This is a genomic window from Phytohabitans sp. LZ39 (genome assembly GCF_059359075.1).
The window spans coordinates 42292-57662 of sequence record NZ_JCADBM010000011.1 but is presented as its reverse complement, the minus strand read 5'-3'; the positions used below and the strand labels follow the sequence as shown (position 1 = coordinate 57662).

General features: G+C 74.8%; 15 protein-coding genes. 7 read left to right on the top strand and 8 right to left on the bottom strand.

Annotated elements, in window-relative coordinates:
- Positions 1-54: 54 nt before the first annotated feature.
- On the top strand, positions 55-714 hold the full coding sequence (locus tag AC5L36_RS21625) for a hypothetical protein (RefSeq protein ID WP_441218346.1): 660 nt from the start codon (positions 55-57) through the stop codon (positions 712-714).
- A complete protein-coding gene (locus tag AC5L36_RS21620) occupies positions 704-1378 on the top strand; it encodes a class F sortase (RefSeq protein ID WP_441218344.1) in 675 nt (224 codons plus the stop codon). The genes AC5L36_RS21625 and AC5L36_RS21620 overlap by 11 nt, the downstream gene beginning before the upstream one ends.
- Before the next feature lies 1 nt (position 1379).
- Here AC5L36_RS21620 and AC5L36_RS21615 read toward each other — a convergent pair whose 3' ends face one another.
- On the bottom strand, positions 1380-1982 hold the full coding sequence (locus tag AC5L36_RS21615) for a hypothetical protein (protein ID WP_441218342.1): 603 nt from the start codon (positions 1980-1982) through the stop codon (positions 1380-1382).
- Positions 1983-2190: 208 nt separating this feature from the next.
- On the opposite strand from AC5L36_RS21615, the gene AC5L36_RS21610 reads away from it, so the two are divergent.
- Together AC5L36_RS21610 and AC5L36_RS21605 are read left to right on the top strand one after the other, a co-directional pair.
- Positions 2191-4122, top strand: a complete 1932-nt coding sequence (locus AC5L36_RS21610; protein WP_441218341.1) for an ATP-binding protein — start codon at positions 2191-2193, stop codon at positions 4120-4122.
- Positions 4119-4796 carry a response regulator gene (locus AC5L36_RS21605; RefSeq protein WP_441218339.1) on the top strand — a complete coding sequence of 226 codons (678 nt, stop codon included), beginning with the start codon at positions 4119-4121 and terminating at the stop codon, positions 4794-4796. Before AC5L36_RS21610 ends, AC5L36_RS21605 begins: the two co-directional genes overlap by 4 nt.
- Positions 4797-4804: 8 nt before the next feature.
- Here AC5L36_RS21605 and AC5L36_RS21600 read toward each other — a convergent pair whose 3' ends face one another.
- From AC5L36_RS21600 to AC5L36_RS21590, 3 genes are all read right to left on the bottom strand, one after another.
- Positions 4805-5491 (bottom strand): response regulator, encoded by a 687-nt coding sequence (locus tag AC5L36_RS21600; protein ID WP_441218337.1) that lies wholly within the window; start codon positions 5489-5491, stop codon positions 4805-4807.
- Positions 5492-5591: 100 nt separating this feature from the next.
- Positions 5592-6728, bottom strand: a complete 1137-nt coding sequence (locus tag AC5L36_RS21595) for a sensor histidine kinase (RefSeq protein ID WP_441218335.1) — start codon at positions 6726-6728, stop codon at positions 5592-5594.
- A 3-nt stretch (positions 6729-6731) separates the two neighbouring features.
- A complete protein-coding gene (locus AC5L36_RS21590; RefSeq protein WP_441218334.1) occupies positions 6732-7643 on the bottom strand; it encodes a hypothetical protein in 912 nt (303 codons plus the stop codon).
- A gap of 173 nt (positions 7644-7816) precedes the next feature.
- Between AC5L36_RS21590 and AC5L36_RS21585 the strand changes: the two genes are divergently transcribed.
- On the top strand, positions 7817-8407 hold the full coding sequence (locus AC5L36_RS21585) for a hypothetical protein (RefSeq protein WP_441218332.1): 591 nt from the start codon (positions 7817-7819) through the stop codon (positions 8405-8407).
- Positions 8408-8409: 2 nt separating this feature from the next.
- On the opposite strand, the gene AC5L36_RS21580 is transcribed toward AC5L36_RS21585, so the two are convergent.
- From AC5L36_RS21580 to folE, 3 genes are read right to left on the bottom strand one after another with little or no spacing between them, the layout of a single operon-like run.
- The gene (locus tag AC5L36_RS21580; RefSeq protein WP_441218330.1) at positions 8410-9630 is read right to left on the bottom strand and encodes an NAD(P)/FAD-dependent oxidoreductase; all 1221 of its coding nucleotides are present in this window, start codon (positions 9628-9630) and stop codon (positions 8410-8412) included.
- Positions 9627-10757, bottom strand: a complete 1131-nt coding sequence (tal, locus tag AC5L36_RS21575; RefSeq protein WP_441218328.1) for a transaldolase — start codon at positions 10755-10757, stop codon at positions 9627-9629. The genes AC5L36_RS21580 and tal overlap by 4 nt, the downstream gene beginning before the upstream one ends.
- A gap of 39 nt (positions 10758-10796) precedes the next feature.
- Complete coding sequence (gene folE / locus AC5L36_RS21570; RefSeq protein WP_441218326.1) at positions 10797-11393, bottom strand: GTP cyclohydrolase I FolE; 597 nt, start codon at positions 11391-11393, stop codon at positions 10797-10799.
- A 91-nt stretch (positions 11394-11484) separates the two neighbouring features.
- On the opposite strand from folE, the gene AC5L36_RS21565 reads away from it, so the two are divergent.
- Together AC5L36_RS21565 and AC5L36_RS21560 are read left to right on the top strand one after the other, a co-directional pair.
- Entirely contained in the window at positions 11485-12177 is a 693-nt protein-coding gene (locus AC5L36_RS21565; protein ID WP_441218324.1) for a helix-turn-helix transcriptional regulator, read from the top strand.
- 14 nt (positions 12178-12191) lie between these two features.
- On the top strand, positions 12192-12842 hold the full coding sequence (locus tag AC5L36_RS21560) for a hypothetical protein (protein ID WP_441218322.1): 651 nt from the start codon (positions 12192-12194) through the stop codon (positions 12840-12842).
- On the opposite strand, the gene AC5L36_RS21555 is transcribed toward AC5L36_RS21560, so the two are convergent.
- Complete coding sequence (locus AC5L36_RS21555) at positions 12823-15348, bottom strand: SpoIIE family protein phosphatase (protein WP_441218320.1); 2526 nt, start codon at positions 15346-15348, stop codon at positions 12823-12825. The genes AC5L36_RS21560 and AC5L36_RS21555 overlap by 20 nt on opposite strands.
- Positions 15349-15371 lie beyond the last annotated feature (23 nt).

Here is a 15371-nt window from a genome sequence, read left to right as displayed (position 1 = left end):
TCGAGCTTGTCCGTATACGGGGGTATTATTGTGTTTCGCTTCTGGGTGGCGCGGTTGGCCGTACTGGCTGCCGCCGGACTCCTGGCCCTCGGGCCGTCGACCGCCGCGTGGGCCGCCACCATCAGCATCAACCCGGGCAACGTGCCCACCACCGCCGAGGACCACGAAGACCACGGCTGTGACTTCGGCGGCGGCCCGTTCCCGGACAAGGACGTGTGGGTCTTCGTCCTGCCCGGAAACAAGGGCGAGTTCGTCTCGGTGACGGCCACGTTCGGCGCGAACGGCTCGCTGACGATCCCGACCGACGGCGGCGCGATCGTGGACGACAAGGGCACCAGCAAGGCGTGGATCACCACGCCCGCCGGCTGGACGCTGACCGCCGCGACGGCGGAGATCACCGGCGAAGGCAAGTCCTTCAACCTGACGCACACCTGCCCGGCGTCCAGCAGCCCCAGCCCGTCGCCGAGCAAGTCGCCCAGCCCGTCGCCGAGCGAGTCCGAGTCACCCGGGCCGACGCCGACCACGCCCGGCCCGGTGCCGAGCGCGGACACGACGACCGGCCCGGTGGTCGTACCGAGCGGCGCGCCGGAGACCGGCGGCGGTGGCGGCGTCGCGACCACCGGCGGCATGGCCCTCGGCATCGGTGCCCTGACCCTCGCCGGGGCGGGCGCTCTCGGCCTCGTCTTGGCCCGCCGGCGCCGCCGTGGCGCCTGACCGGCCCGCACCGCACCCCGCCCACCGGATCGCCTGGTGGGCGGGGTGCGCCGCCACCGTCCTGGTGGCCGCCGCCGGCATCTGGCAGATCCGGTCCGCGAGCCTCGTGCCCGACGGCCCGCCGCCACTCGTCGTCGCGCCGCCGTCGCCGTCGCCGACCGGCCAGCCGCTGCGCGCGGTGCTGGCACGGCGGTCACCCGCCCTCGACCGGTCGGCCCCCACGAAGATCGTCATCCCGTCGATCAACCTGCGCGCCGCGCTGGACACCGTCGGCCTGCGGCCGGACGGCACGATCGAGACACCGCCGTACGAGCGCGCCCACCGCGCCGCCTGGTACCGCCTCGGTCCCGCGCCGGGCGAACGGGGCGCGTCCGTCCTCGTCGGCCACGTCGACTCCAAGAAGGCTGTCGCCGTCTTCTGGTACCTGACCAGGATCGCGCCCGGCGACGAGATCCAGGTGACGCGGGAGGACCGGCGCACCGCGCTGTTCACGGTCACGTCGATCGAGGAGTTCGCCAAGACCGCGTTTCCGACCGCCCGGGTCTACGCCGACCCGGACACTCCGCAGCTGCGGCTGGTCACCTGCGGCGGGCGCTGGGACCCGGTCCGCGGCGAGTACCCCGACAACGTCATCGTCTTCGCCACCCTGACCGGCATCGCCTGAGTCACCGACTCTTCAGGGTGCGGGCGAGCCAGGCGATGCCGATCGCGCCGAGCAGACCGGTGGGTGGGAAGGGGCCGAGCAGGGCGGCGAGGCCGGCCAGGACCAGCACGACGCTCGCGCCCCGGGAGAACGCGCCGCGGCGCCAGCCGACGATCGCCAGCGCGGTGTAACCGGCCAGGCAGAGCACGCCCATGGGGTAGATGAAGAGGCCGAACAGGAACGTGTCCTGGCCGACCGCGTCCAGCTGGGCTTCGGGCAGTTCGGTCGCGAGCCAGGCGAAGACGGTGCCGACGGTCCAGGCTTGGATGGCGACGAACGCGCACGCCGCCGCCGACAGCGCCAGCGGCCAGCGGGGCAGGCGGCTGCCGGCGGCCAGGCCCGTCAGGGTGATGGCGAGCACCACGTACGCGCCGCCGGTCAGCAGGGACTCCACCACGGTCAGCGGGGCACGTTGGGCCTCCGCGTCACTCATGCCGCTGGAGAACACGACACCGGAGACGTACCCGGCGGACGCGACCGCGCCCACGAGGGCGGCGGCGATGACGGCGGTGCGGTTGGTGGCACCGGCGGTCCCGGTGTCGGGTGCCAGGGTGGATGTGGACATCGGTTCCTCCATAGGGTGCGGACGGCCAACCCGGACGTTGGCGCCTCGAACCCTCGCCCACACACCCGCCCCGGCGCAGCCGCCACCGGGCGGGCCGGCCGGCTCCGCTCGCGGTCGGATCGGCGCCCGCGGTTCCCCCTCAGGGCGGAACGCGGGGGGCGCCGCACGGTGGAACCGGTGCCGCCGCGGCACGCCTACGCTGCCGGGTATGGACGCCGCGCGAGGCTTGAGCCGTCGCGAGCAGCTGCTCGACGCGGCCTTCGGCCTGGCCGTCACCGCGGTGGCCGTGGCGAGCGTGGTGACCGACGACCCGGCGGTGGCGTACGAGTTCCGCGATCCCGGCGCCGTCAGCGTGCTGCTCGCGGTAGCGGCCGGGCTGCCACTCGTGGTGCGGCGCCGGTGGCCGCTGGCCGTCTCGCTGACCGTCACCGTCGCCATAACGGCGCTCGGCGCACTGTCGTACCGGGTCGGCGAGGCGGCCTTCTGCCTGATGCTCGGCCTGTACGCGGTCGCCGCGCACCGCGGCCGGCGGCCGGCGTCGGTCGCGCTCGCCGCCGCGTACACCGGGTTCGGCCTGCTGGTCGTGCTGCGCGTCCCGTACTTCGAGCATCCGCTGGCCGTCTTCGACTTCCTCGCGGTGACGACGGCGTGGACGATCGGGCGGTTCACCCGCCGGTGGCGGGCCGACCGCGACGCGGCCCGGGCCCGGGCGCTGGCGGCGGAGCGGTCGCGGGCCGTCGCCGCGGAGCGGGCGGTCTTCGCCGACCGCCTGCGCATCGCACGGGAGCTGCACGACGTCGTGTCGCACACGCTGACCGTGATCGCGGTACAGGCCGGTTCGGCGCGGTACCTGCTGCGCGCCGGCGACGGGCCGCTGTCCACGATCGAGCGGGCGAGCCGGGCGGCCCTGGACGACCTGCGCCGGATGCTGGGCCTGCTGCGCGCGGACGCCGCGGTGGCCGAGCCGGTCACACCGCCGCCGGAGCCGGCCCGCAAGCAGGTCGACGATCGGGTCGTCGACGCGGCGCTCGCGGCCGCGCTGGCCGTCCTGGGGCTGACGAACGTGTTCGTGGCCGATCCGTCCGTCGCGCACGACTACGCCGATCCGTCGGTCGCGGTGGTGGGGCTGGTGCTGCTCGGCTGCCTGTCGGTGGCCTTGCGCCGCACCGCGCCGGTGCGGGTCTTCGCCGTCTCGGCCGGCGCCGCCCTGCTGCTGACGCTCGTCGACGCCCGTACCGACATACCCGGTCTGGCTATGTTCGTCGCCCTCTACACCGTCGCCGCGTGGCGCCCGTTCGCGGTCTCGGCCGCCTGCCTGGGCGTGATAGCCGCCCTCGACCTCCTGGTCGTCCTGCTCGACCTGCCCGCCACCGGCGGCGGTTTGCAGGACTCGACCGCCCCGGCCGCGCTGGTCCCGTGGGGCCTTGGCCTGATCGTGCGGCGCTGGCGGCGGGACCGTGACGCCGCCGCCGCGCGGGCCGCCGAGGCGCTGCGCCGGGCCGCCGTCGACGCCGAACGCGCGGTCCTGGCCGAGCGGCTCCGGCTGGCCGCCGAACTCCAGGACGTTGTCGCGCACACCCTTTCCGGGATCGCCGTGCAGTCGGCGGTCGCCCGGCACCAGACCGGCGACGGCGACCCGGCCGCGCCCGCGCTGGCCGCGATCGAACAGGCAAGCCGTAGCGCCCTGGACGACCTGCGCCGGATGCTCGGCGTCCTGCACGCCGACGCGCCGCTGTCGCCGAGTCCGGGCATCGACGAGCTGCCGCTGCTCGCCTCCGCCCACCGTGCCGCGCACGGGCCGGTGTCGCTGACCGTGGCCGACGCCGTGCGCGGCACGCCGGCGAGCGTCCAGATCACCGCGTACCGGCTGGTGCAGGAGGCGTTGACCAACATCCGCAAGCACGCGCCCCGCGCGACCGCCACCGTGGTGCTGGACCTCGCCGGCGACGAGGTGGTCGTCCGCGTCGACGACGACGGCCCCGGCCCGGCCGCGTCGCCGGGCGCCGGCTACGGCCTGACCGGCATGCGCGAGCGGGTCGCGCTCTTCGACGGCCGCCTGGAGACCGGCCCCTTGCCCGGCGGGGGATTTCGGGTGGAGGCGGCACTGCGCCTGAACGCCGACCGTAGGGTGGCGACGTGACCGGGTTGCGCGTCGTGGTGGTCGACGACCAGGAGCTGGTCCGCGCCGGCTTTGTCGCCCTGCTGTCCGGCGCGCCGGGGATCACCGTCACCGGCCAGGCCGGCCAGGGCGAAGAAGGGGTCCGGCTGGCCCGCGCCACCCGCCCCGACGTCATCCTGATGGACGTGCGCATGCCGGTCCTCGACGGCATCGAGGCCACCCGCCGCATCACCACCGACCCGGCCTGCGCCGGCACCAGCGTCGTCATGCTCACTACCTTCGGCCTCGACGAGTACGTCTTCGGCGCCCTCCGCGCCGGCGCGGTCGGCTTCCTCCTCAAGGACACGCCGCCGGAAGAGCTGCTGCGCGCGGTACGGGTCGCCGCGGCCGGCGAGTCGCTGCTGTCCCCGTCCATCACCCGCAAGCTCGTCGAGGTCTTCGCCACCACGCCGCACACCCCGGCACCCGCCGACCGCGCCGCCGCGGCCGAGCTCACCGACCGCGAAAGCGATGTGCTCACCCTCGTCGCCCAGGGACTGTCCAATGCGGACATCTCCGCCCGGCTGGGTATCGGCCCGGCGACCGTGAAGACCTACATCAGCCGGCTGCTGACGAAGCTCGACGCGACCACCCGCGTCCACCTCGTCATCTACGCCTACGAGACCGGCCACGCCCCGCGGCGGACGGCCACCTGAGCGGCGCGCTACTCCCGGGTCCGGGTGGCGCCGGGGAGCATCAGGCCGGCGCGGTAGGCGAGCACCACCGCCTGGGCGCGGTCGCGGGCGTCGATCTTCGCGAGGATGCGTTTGACGTGGGTCTTGGCGGTGGACTCGGCGATGACCAGCAGGTCGGCGATCTCCGCGTTGGACAGCCCTTCGGCGACCAGGCGCAGCACCTGGATCTCCCGCTGGGTGAGCATCGCGACCCGGCGCGCGTCGTCACCGCTGGGCACACCCGAGGCTCCTGACGAGAGCACGAAGTGCTCGACGAGCTCGCGGGTGACCGCCGGGTCGAGGAGCGTGTCGCCCTCCGCCACGGTCCGCACCGCGTCGACGAGGCGCTCCGGCGAGGCCCGCTTGAGCAGGAAGCCGCTGGCGCCGGCCCGGAGCGCTCCCCACACGTACTCGTCGTGGCGGAACGTGGTCAGGACCAGCACCCGGCACGGCAGCCCGGCCGCGACGACGCGCCGGGTGGCCTCGATGCCGTCGATGCCGGGCATGCGCACGTCCATGAGCACCACGTCGGGCGTCCGGGCGCGGCACACCTCGACGGCCTGGAGCCCGTCGCCGGCCTCGCCGACCACCTCGACGCCGGTCGCGTTGTCGAGCACGACCGTGAGGCCGGCACGCATGAGCGCGTCGTCGTCGGCCAGCACCACCCGGATGGTCACGCCGCCTCCCGGTTCGCTCGCTCGTGCGGCACTGGCGGCGACGTCTTCCTCCGCCGCCCCGAAACCCCGACTTCGTCGGCGGGGCGCCAACTCGCCCCGCTCACGCCACCTCCGCGGTCGCGGTGGGCACCGGGAGCACCGCCCGCACCCGGAAGCCGCCCGCCTCGCCGCGGCCATGCTCGACGGTGCCGCCGAAGACCGCCACCCGTTCCCCGATGCCGAGCAACCCGCGGCCCGGCTCGTAGCCGGGGCGCGGGCCGCGCCCGTCGTCTTCGACCTCCACCTCGACGCGCCGCCCGTCGCACCGCACCGTGACGGTGGCCGAGGCGGCGCGGCCGTGGCGGAACGCGTTGGTCAGCGCCTCCTGCACGATCCGGTACGCCGACAGGTCGAGGCTGCCGGGCAGCTCGGGCCGCTCCGGCTCGACCCGGACACGCACCCGCATGCCCGCCTCCTCGGTGCGCCGCACCAGCCGGGGCAGCGCGTCGAGGCCGGGGCGCAGGTCGGCGCCCTCGTCGCGGCGCAGCACGCCGAGCACGCGGTCGAGCTCGTCGAGCGCCTCCCGCCCGGTGCGCTCGACGCCGGCGAGGATCTCGCGGGCCTTCGCCGGGTCGCCGTCGAGGACCACGCGGGCGGCGCCGGTCCGGACCAGCATCACGCTCATCGTGTGGCCGAGCAGGTCGTGCAGCTCGCGGGCGATGCGGGCGCGCTCGTCGGTGACCGCCGCCCGGCGCATCAGCCGCCGGTCGCTCTCCTGGCGCTCCCGGCGGCGGGCCCCGGCGTAGCCGGCCGCCCAGACGAGCAGCCACACGAACACCGTGGTGGGCGGCACGATCGCCTGCGATGCGGGCTCGCTGTAGAAGTACGCCGCGATGCCGGGCAGCATGATCACCGGCCCCCACGGCGACCGGCGCGGGCTGGCCTCGCGGCCGACGGAGTAGAGGCCCACCAGGTTGACCGCCGGGGAGAGCGCCGCCGGCTCCAGCCAGAGGGCGTCGCCGGCGAGCGCGGCCGTGCCGACCGCGAACGACGCCACCGGCGCCACCCGCCGGAAGGCGAGGCTGCCGCCCATCACCAGCGCGAGCGCGAGCGCCGCCGGCAGCCGCGCGCCCAGCGGCGGCGTGCTGGTGAGCCGCTCGCCGGCCAGCAGCGCCACCGCGAGGGCGGCCAGGGCGGTGTCGACGGCCCGCGGGGGCAGGCCGTTGATCCACGAGACGAGCGCGGCCAGCCGGTGCACGCCTTACCTCACCACGCCGGCCGGCCGCCGCCCAAGCACCGGCAGCAGGCGTCGCGCCGCGAACGCGTACACCGCCGCCACCGCGGCCGCGCCGGCCAGCCCGAGCAGCGCCATCGCCGCCGTGGGCGAGGTCCAGGGCCGCCCGGCGTAGGCGGTGAGGGCCACCGAGGCGAAGACGCCCGCGTAGCCGGCGGAGGCCACGACCATCAACCACACCTGGGTACGCCCGGGAAGTGGACGCAGCCCGAAAACGACCGCCAGCACACCGAGGGTCTGTAGCCCGTGCAGCCCGAGCGCGTGCGCGAGCTTGGCGCTGCCCTCCGCGCCGAACCGCACCGACTCCGGCACCCGCCCGGTGGCGTCGACGACCGCCTCGCCGGTGGCCGCCATGTCGAAGCCGATGTACCCGGCCACCTGGATGCCGGCCAGGCCGACGATCACCGCGACGCGGGCGGCCGGCGTGCCCTCGAAGCGCAGCAGCGCCCAGCCGAGCAGGATCGCGAGGGCGACCGCCACGAGGATCACCACCTGAGCCATCGCGGACCAGATCGCCGAGTCGAGGCCGGGCTCCGGGTTGAAGTGCGACGGCTCGCCCCGCCACCGCTGCGTCGTGATCATCGCGATCTCCGCGACCGCGCCGCCGCCGAGCAGGCCGGCTGGCACCCAGCCGAAGCGGCTCGCCGGGAGCTGGCGCAGCACCCACACCGCCGACCAGGCCAGGATGCCGAACGAGAGCGCGAACACCACCGGCTTGCGCCACGTCACCGGGCCCCACCACGGCGACCAGTCCACAATGGCCACCGCCACGTGCAGCACGCCGGAGGCCAGCAGCAGCGTGCCACACCGGGCCAGAAACCGTTGCTGCGCCGTCAGTGGACGGACCGCCAGCCATGCCTGCCGGAGAAGCGCGTTCATGCTCCGGGACGTTAGGTCCGCCCGGCGCCGCGATCGTCACCCCGCCGGGGACGGTCCGGGTACCTCCGCTGGGGTATCCCGCGCTGACCCGGCGCTGACGCCACGCTGACCCCCGGGTGCGACGGTCGCCGGGTGCCGCAGACCGCGGCACGGGGGAGAGGGAGTAGGACGTCATGGGTGTATGGGCAAAACGCAAACTGTTCGTGATCCCGGCGGTGGCCGCGGTGGTGTTCGGCGCCATCGCCACGGGCCACGCGACCGCCGCCGCCGAGCCGGTGGCGACCGCGGTCAACCAGGCACAGCTCGATCCCGTGCCGCCCCTGGTGTGCGAGGGCAAGGCGCAGCTGAGCGCCGTCGTCCTGACCGAGACCGGGGTCACCACCATCGGCGAGACCGGCGTCATGTGGAACCCGCTGACGTTCGCGACCGTCGACGTCGACGGCCCGGCGGGGGCGGCCGACACCGACCAGCTGGTCGTGACGTTCACCGGCGAGGCCGACCTGACCGGCCAGCCCAACCTCCTGGCCGCCGCGGTCGACGCCATGCAGGTGCGCGTCCTGGTCGACGGTGCGGTGCAGCCACCGGGCGCCGTCAACTTCACCACCGACGCCGGCCAGTCCGACGCCCTCGAGGTGTGCGCGATCGTGACCGGACCGGGTCCGCACACCGTGGAGGTGGAGTGGCGGCTGGTCGACGTCGGGGCCAACAACATGCTGACCGGCACGCTGGACAGCTGGTCGTTGCACGTCGAGCGCAACGACTGAGGTCAACCCTCGACGAGGTTTTCGAGCGGCTCGCCCGGGTTGGCGAGCCGCTCGACGTCGACCGGCTTTCCGGACCGGATGAGGGCCTGGATGGGCTCGGTGACGTCCCAGACGTTGACGTTCATGCCGGCCAGCACCCGCCCGCCGGACAGCCAGAAGGCGATGAACTCGCGGCGCTCCAGGTCGCCCCGGAAGACCACCTGGTCGTAGCCGCCCGGCTCGGCGTAGCCGGTGTACTCCATCCCGAGGTCGTACTGGTCGGTGTAGAAGTACGGCAGCCGGTCGTACGCCACGTCCTGGCCGAGCATGGCCCGGGCGGCGGTCCGCGGCTGGTGCCGCGCGTTGGCCCAGTGCTCGACGCGGATGTGCTTGCCCAGGTGGGGATGCATGGCGTTGGCGACGTCGCCGGCCGCGTACACGTCCGGGTCCGAGGTCCGCAGCCGCGCGTCGACCCGCACGCCGTTGTCGACGGTGAGGCCGGCCTCCTCGGCGAGCTGGGTGTTGGGGGTGATGCCCACGCCGACGACCACCGCGTCGACGTCGATCTGGTCGCCGCCGGTGAGGCGGACGCCGGACCCGGTCACCTCGGCGACCTGGACGCCGCAGCGCAGCTCCACGCCGTTGCCGCGGTGGAGGCCGGCGAAGACCGCGGCGGCCTCGGGGCCGAGCACCTGGAGCAGCGGCAGGTCGGCCGCCTCCAGCAGGGTAACCGCCACGCCGGCGGTGCGGGCGGCCGCCGCGACCTCCAGTCCGATCCATCCGCCGCCGACGACCGCGACGTGCGACGCGGACCGAAGCGTCTCCTTGACGCGGTCGCTGTCGCCGACGCGGCGCAGGTAGAGGACCCCGTCGCGGTTGGCGCCGGGCACCGGCAGGCGGCGCGGCGTGGAGCCGGTGGTCAGCAGCAGCTTGGTGTACCCGATGGCCTCGCCGGTGGCGAGCGTGACCCGGTGCGTGGCGGGATGGATCTCCGTCACGGTCGTGGCGAGGCGCAGGTCGACGTCGTGCTCGGCGTACCAGCTCTCGGGGTGTACGTAGATCTTCTCCCGCTCGGCCTTGTCCATCAGGTAGTCCTTGGACAGCGGCGGCCGTTCGTACGGCCGGTCGTGCTCCTGCCCGATCAGCACGACGCGGCCGTCGAACCCCTCCTCGCGCAGGGTCTGCGCGGCCATCGCGCCGGCCTGGCCGGCACCCACGATCACGAACGTCTCGTCGGCGGTCATGCCCGACTCCCTTCCCGGCGGTCCTCGTGGTCGCTCAGGACGGCGGCGAGCCGCTCGCCCACCTTGTCCCAACTGGCCTGGAACGTCGCGACCCCCTCGCGCTCCAGGTGCTCCATCACGTCGTCGTAGTCGACGCCGGCGCGGGCCAGGTCCTCGATGACCCGCCGCGCCTCGGTGTAGTGCGCGCGGACCGAGTCGGCCGGCACCCGCCCGTGGTCGGCGACGGCCCGCAGCGTGTTCTCCGGCATGGTGTTGACGACGCCGGAGGTGACCAGCTCGACCACGTACCGGGTGTCCGGGTACGCCGGGTCCTTCGTGGACGTCGACGCCCACAGTGGACGCTGCGGGCGGGCGCCGGCCGCGGCGAGCGTGGCCCACCGGGCCGAGGAGAGCAACGCCTCGTGGTGCTGGAAGGCGAGGCGGGCGTTCGCCACGGCGGCCCGGCCCCGCAGCGCGGCCGCCTCGGGTGTCGCCATCTTGTCGAGCCTGGCGTCGACCTCGGTGTCCACTCTGGACACGAAGAACGAGGCCACCGACGCGATCCGGGACAGGTCGAGGCCGGCCAGCTGGGCCCGCCGCATGCCGTCGAGGAACGCCTCCACCACCTCGGCGTAGCGCGACCGGGAGAAGATCAGCGTGACGTTGACGCTGATCCCCTCGGCGAGGCAGGTGGAGATCGCCGCCAGCCCCGGCCGGGTCGCGGGGATCTTGATGAACAGGTTGGGCCGGTCGACCGCCCACCACAGCGAACGCGCCTCGGCGACGGTGGCCTCGGTGTCGCCGGACAGGCGCGGGTCGACCTCGATCGACACCCGGCCGTCGACGCCGCCGGTGGCCTCGTGCACCGGCCGGAGCACGTCGCACGCCCACCGCACGTCGAGGGTGGTCAGCTCGCGCAACGCCTCCTCGACGCCGGCGCCGCGCGCGGCCAGGTCGCGCAGCTGCGGCTCGTACGCCGCACCGTCGCCGATCGCCTTCGCGAAGATGGTGGGGTTGGTGGTCACGCCCACCACGTGGTGGCTGGCGACCAGGCCGGCCAGGCTGCCCGACGTCAGCCGCTCGCGGCTCAGGTCGTCGAGCCAGATCGACACACCGGCGCCGGTGAGCGCGTCCAGTGGACTCGTCATGGCGATCCTCGTTTCCCGCCGCGTCGCCGCGGCGCTCGATCAGCCGGAGACGCCGGCCAGCGCGAAGAACTCGGCGCGCGAGCGCGGGTCCGTGCGAAGCGTGCCCAGCAGGGTGGAGGTCACCGTGGTGGCACCGGCGGCCCGGACGCCGCGCAGCGTCATGCAGGCGTGCTCGGCCTGGAGCACCACGCCCACGCCGCGCGGCTGGAGTTCGGCGGCGAGGTGGTCGGCGACCTGCTTGGTCAGCCGCTCCTGCACCTGCGGCCGGGCCGCGAAGTGCTCCACCACGCGGGCCAGCTTGGACAGCCCGACGATCCGCTCGCCGGGCAGGTATCCGACGTGGGCCACGCCCGCGAAGGGCAGCAGGTGGTGCTCGCAGACGGTGCGAAACGGGATCTCCCGCGCCACCACGAGCTCGTCGTAGCCCTCGTCGTTGGGAAATGTCGTCATCCGGAACGGCCGGGGCTCGAACAGCTCGGCGTAGGCGCGGGCCATCCGGGCCGGTGTCTCACCGAGCCCGTCGCCGTCGAGGTCGACGCCCAGCGCGGCGAGGAACCGCTCGGCCGCCAGCTCCGCCGCCACGAGGTCGACGGACGGCCTCCGATCCTCGCGCGCGATGGTCACGTCGACGGTCATGCGACAGGCCCCTCCTGTAACGGACATCAAAGTTGACGTTAGAACGCCGGAATCTCTTTCGTCAAGGAGAGTGTCCGTTAGAATATGGAACGTGCCGGATGACTTCGACGCCAGCGTGACCAAGCTCGCGGCCCTCGCCGAGCCGGTCCGCCGCGCGCTCTACCAGTACGTCGCCGGCCAGCCCGAGCCGGTCGGCCGCGAGCAGGCCGCGGCCGGCGTCGGAGTGGCCCACCACCTGGCCAAGTTCCACCTCGACAAGCTCGTCGACGACGGCCTGCTGGAGGCGGAGTACAGCCGGCCGCCGGGCCGTGGCGGGCCGGGCGCCGGACGCCCCGCCAAGCTCTACCGCCGGGCCGCCGGCAGCATCGCGGTCAGCGTGCCCGAGCGGCGGTACGACCTGGCCGGCCACGTCATGGCGCGGGCGATCACCACCGCGCAGGAGACCGGCGTCCCGCTCGACGAGGCACTGGCCGACGCGGCCCGGGCCACCGGCGCGGAGCTGGCGCGGCGGGCCAGGGACGGCGCGCCGCCGGGCGACCACCTCGCCGCGGTCAGCCAGGTGCTGGCCGGCACCGGCTACGAGCCGCGCGTCGAAGGCGACGGCGTGACGCTGAGCAACTGCCCGTTCCACCAGCTCGCGGAGAGCTACACCGCGCTTGTCTGCGGCATCAACCTGCACCTGATCGCCGGCGTGCTCGACGCCCTGCCCGCCGCCGACCTCCGCGCCAGGCTCGCGCCCGCGCCCGGCAGGTGCTGCGTCACCGTCACCCCTGTGCCGCGGTAGGTACGGTCTGAGGCGTGGCGACACAGTGGACGCCCGAGCCGCGGCCGGACGAGATGGCGTTGCGGGACTGGCTGCGGCCCTGGATGGACGCGGCGATCGTGTGCGAGATCGCCAAGATGGACTACGGCATGCGGGTCGAGGAGTACCGGCGGGAGATCGAGGAGCTGCTCGTCGTCCGCCACCTGCCGGCCGAGCTGGACTGGAACCCCCGCGAGGTCCTCGCGTTGACCAGCTCCTGGCGCCCGGACGAGCCGCGCGGGCACATCGCGCGGCTGTTCGCCTGCATGGTGCTGGTCCGGGCCGACGACACGCCCGCGCCGGCCGACCAGCTGGCCGCGCTCGTGGAGTCGGCACTGGCGCTGGGTCCGGACGCGACCGACGCCGCCGTCCGCTTCCTCGCCTGGTGCCGGCAGCAGGTGCCGGGCACCTGGCGCTACGACGCCGAGGCGCGGCCCTTCCTCTCGTTGGGGCTGCTTCTCGTGTACGCCGCGGGGCGCCCGGATCCGGCGGTCGTGGCCGAGCTTGCCCGCGAGGTGGGCGTGACGGACCGGGCCTCGCTGCGGAAGTCGGTCGGCGGCGACGAATGGCGGACCTGGCGGGCGCTGGTCGGCCGCTACCCGTCTCTCGACCTGCCGCACGACTGGTTCACGACTCAGGGACGGTGATGGTCACCCGGGTGCCGTGGCGGCTGAGGTTGACCACCACGCGGCGGGCCATCTGGTTGATCAGGTCGAGCCCGCGGCCGCGTTCGCCATCCGTGGAGCTGGGCCGCCACCGGCCGCGGTCGTCGACCTCAACGCGGATCTCCCGCCGCTCGCCCCGCGCCGCGGTCAGCGTCACCGGGCCGACCGGGCGCCCGTGGTAGGCGTGCTCCAGCGAGTTGATCAGCGCCTCGTTGGCGGTCATGAGCAGCGCGTCGGTCTGGTCGGCGGAGAGGTCGTGCGCCGCCGACCAGGTCCGCAGCGCGCGGCGGGTCGTCGGCAGGTCCCGGACCGAGTGCAGCGTGAGTCGCAGGACGCCGGCCACGTCCGCCGGCGCGGTGATCCCGCCCAGCAGCAGGCACATCACGACCACGTCGTCGGTGGTCGCCGACCCCTCGGTCATCGCGGTCACCACGCGGTCGCACCAGGCCTGCGGGTCGGCGTCGCGCAGCGTCTCGGCGGTCCTGGCGAGCCGGTCGAGGCCCACGTCGATGATCTCGTGGCGGCGTTCGAGGAGCCCGTCCGAGTACCAGACGAGCATCGCGCCCTCCGGCACCGCGATCGTCGCCTCGGCGCGCGGCCGGTTGGCGAGCTGGAGCGGCTGCGAGCGGCCGCCGTCGAGGTAGCGCGCGCCGTCGCCGGTGGCCAGCAGCGGCGGCAGGTGGCCGGCCGTGGCGTACGTGAGGGTCTGGTCGATCGGGTCGTACTCGGCGTAGCCGACGGTGGTGTACGCGGCGCCGTCGATCGCGAGCGAGGCGGCGTCGAGGCTCTCCAGCACCTCGGCGGGCGACGCGCCGGCGAGCGCGGTCGAGCGCAGCACCTGCTGGAGCCGGCCCATCGCGGCCGCGGCGCCCAGCCCGTGGCCGACGACGTCGCCGACCGCGATCGCCACCTTGCTGCCCGGCAGCTCGAAGACGTCGTACCAGTCGCCGCCGACGTCGTTGCCTCGCTCGGCCGGGTGGTACGCGGCCCACGCCCGCACCCCCGGCAGGTGGCCGGAGATCCGCGGCAGCAGCGAGCGCTGGAGCTCGTGGGCGGCGCTGTACTCGGCCTCGTACCGCTCGGCCCGGTCGACCGCCTGCCCGGCCAGGTCGGCGATGCTCTGCGCGAGCGCGGCGACCTCCGGGCCCACCGCGGCGTCCCGGTGGAACGCGAACGCCAGCGCGCCGAGCGTGCGCTCGGCCACCCGGACCGGCACCACGAGCAGGCTGCGGGTGGCGACCTCCGCGTTCACCTCCATGATCGCCGGGTACCGCTCGGCGATCTCGGCCTGCGAGGCGAGCACCACCGGCCGCCCCTCCCGCACGACGTCGACCACCGGCAGGCGGCGGATGTCACCGAGCCGCACCTCGGCGAACCGCGCCACGACCGTGCGCGGCACCGTGCTGGTCGGCCAGATCCGCAGGTGGACGCCGTCGCGGTCGAGCAGCGTCACGTAGCCGTGGTCGGCGACCACCGCCACGCCCTTCTCGACGAGCACGCGGACCACCTGCTCGCCGGTCGCCGCGCCGGCCAGCCCCGCGGTCACCGCCTGGAGCGTCTCCAGCCGGCGGCGGGCCTGCTCCTCGCGGCGCGACTGGGCCCGCGCCCGGTCGCGCTCGGCCACCGCGATGGCGAGGACCCACGCGCCCACCACCACGAACGCCAGGTACACCTGGAGCGTGGCCGCCTCGAGGTCGGGCTGGTCGGCGAGCACAGCCCACGGCCCGCGCCCGGCCGCGCTCTGTAGGTTGGCCACGAACGCCATCACGAAGCCGGCCGCGCCGACCGTCGCGACCCGCCCGCCGAACGCTGCCGCCAGCAGCAGCGGCACCGGCAGGTAGATCAGCGGCACGTCCCGCGGCCAGAACCCGATCGCGGTGAGCGCCGCGGTGGCGGCCAGCATCAGCGCGGCCCGCCACAGCCGGCGCAGCCGCGGCCGCGCGCGCAGCGTGGCCAGCCCGACGACCGCCGACCCCAGCGTGAGCACCGCGAGCCCGTCGCCGGCCCAGAACTGGCCCAGCGCCGTCCACCACCCCGCACCGGACGTCCACGCGCTGGTGGTCGCCCCGACGAGCGCGCCGGCCAGCGGCCCCAAACCCACCGCGCAGACCAGGAACACCGCGGCGTCGCGCACCCGGGTGAGGTCGATCGGTCCGGGCCGGAAGCGCCGCACGAGCGCCGCGCCGACCAGCGGTTCGAGGGTGTTGGTGAGCACGAAACCGCAGGCCGCTCCGGGCGGCAGCCTCTGCCAGAGGTTGACCGCCAGCTCGACCGCGCCGGCCGCGCCGAGCACCCACACCCAGTGCCGCCGCCGCGCGAGCAGCAACGCGCCGAGCGTCACGCCCGCCGGCGGGAAGAACACCGCGCCCACGTCGGACGCGCGGAACAGCAGCCACGCGCATCCCGAGCCCAACCCGTAACCCGCGGCCACCACCGTGACGATCCACACCGGCGCCCATCGGGCCCGGGCGTCGGCGGCGGGTCTCATGGGGGACAGCCTCGCATCTCGTA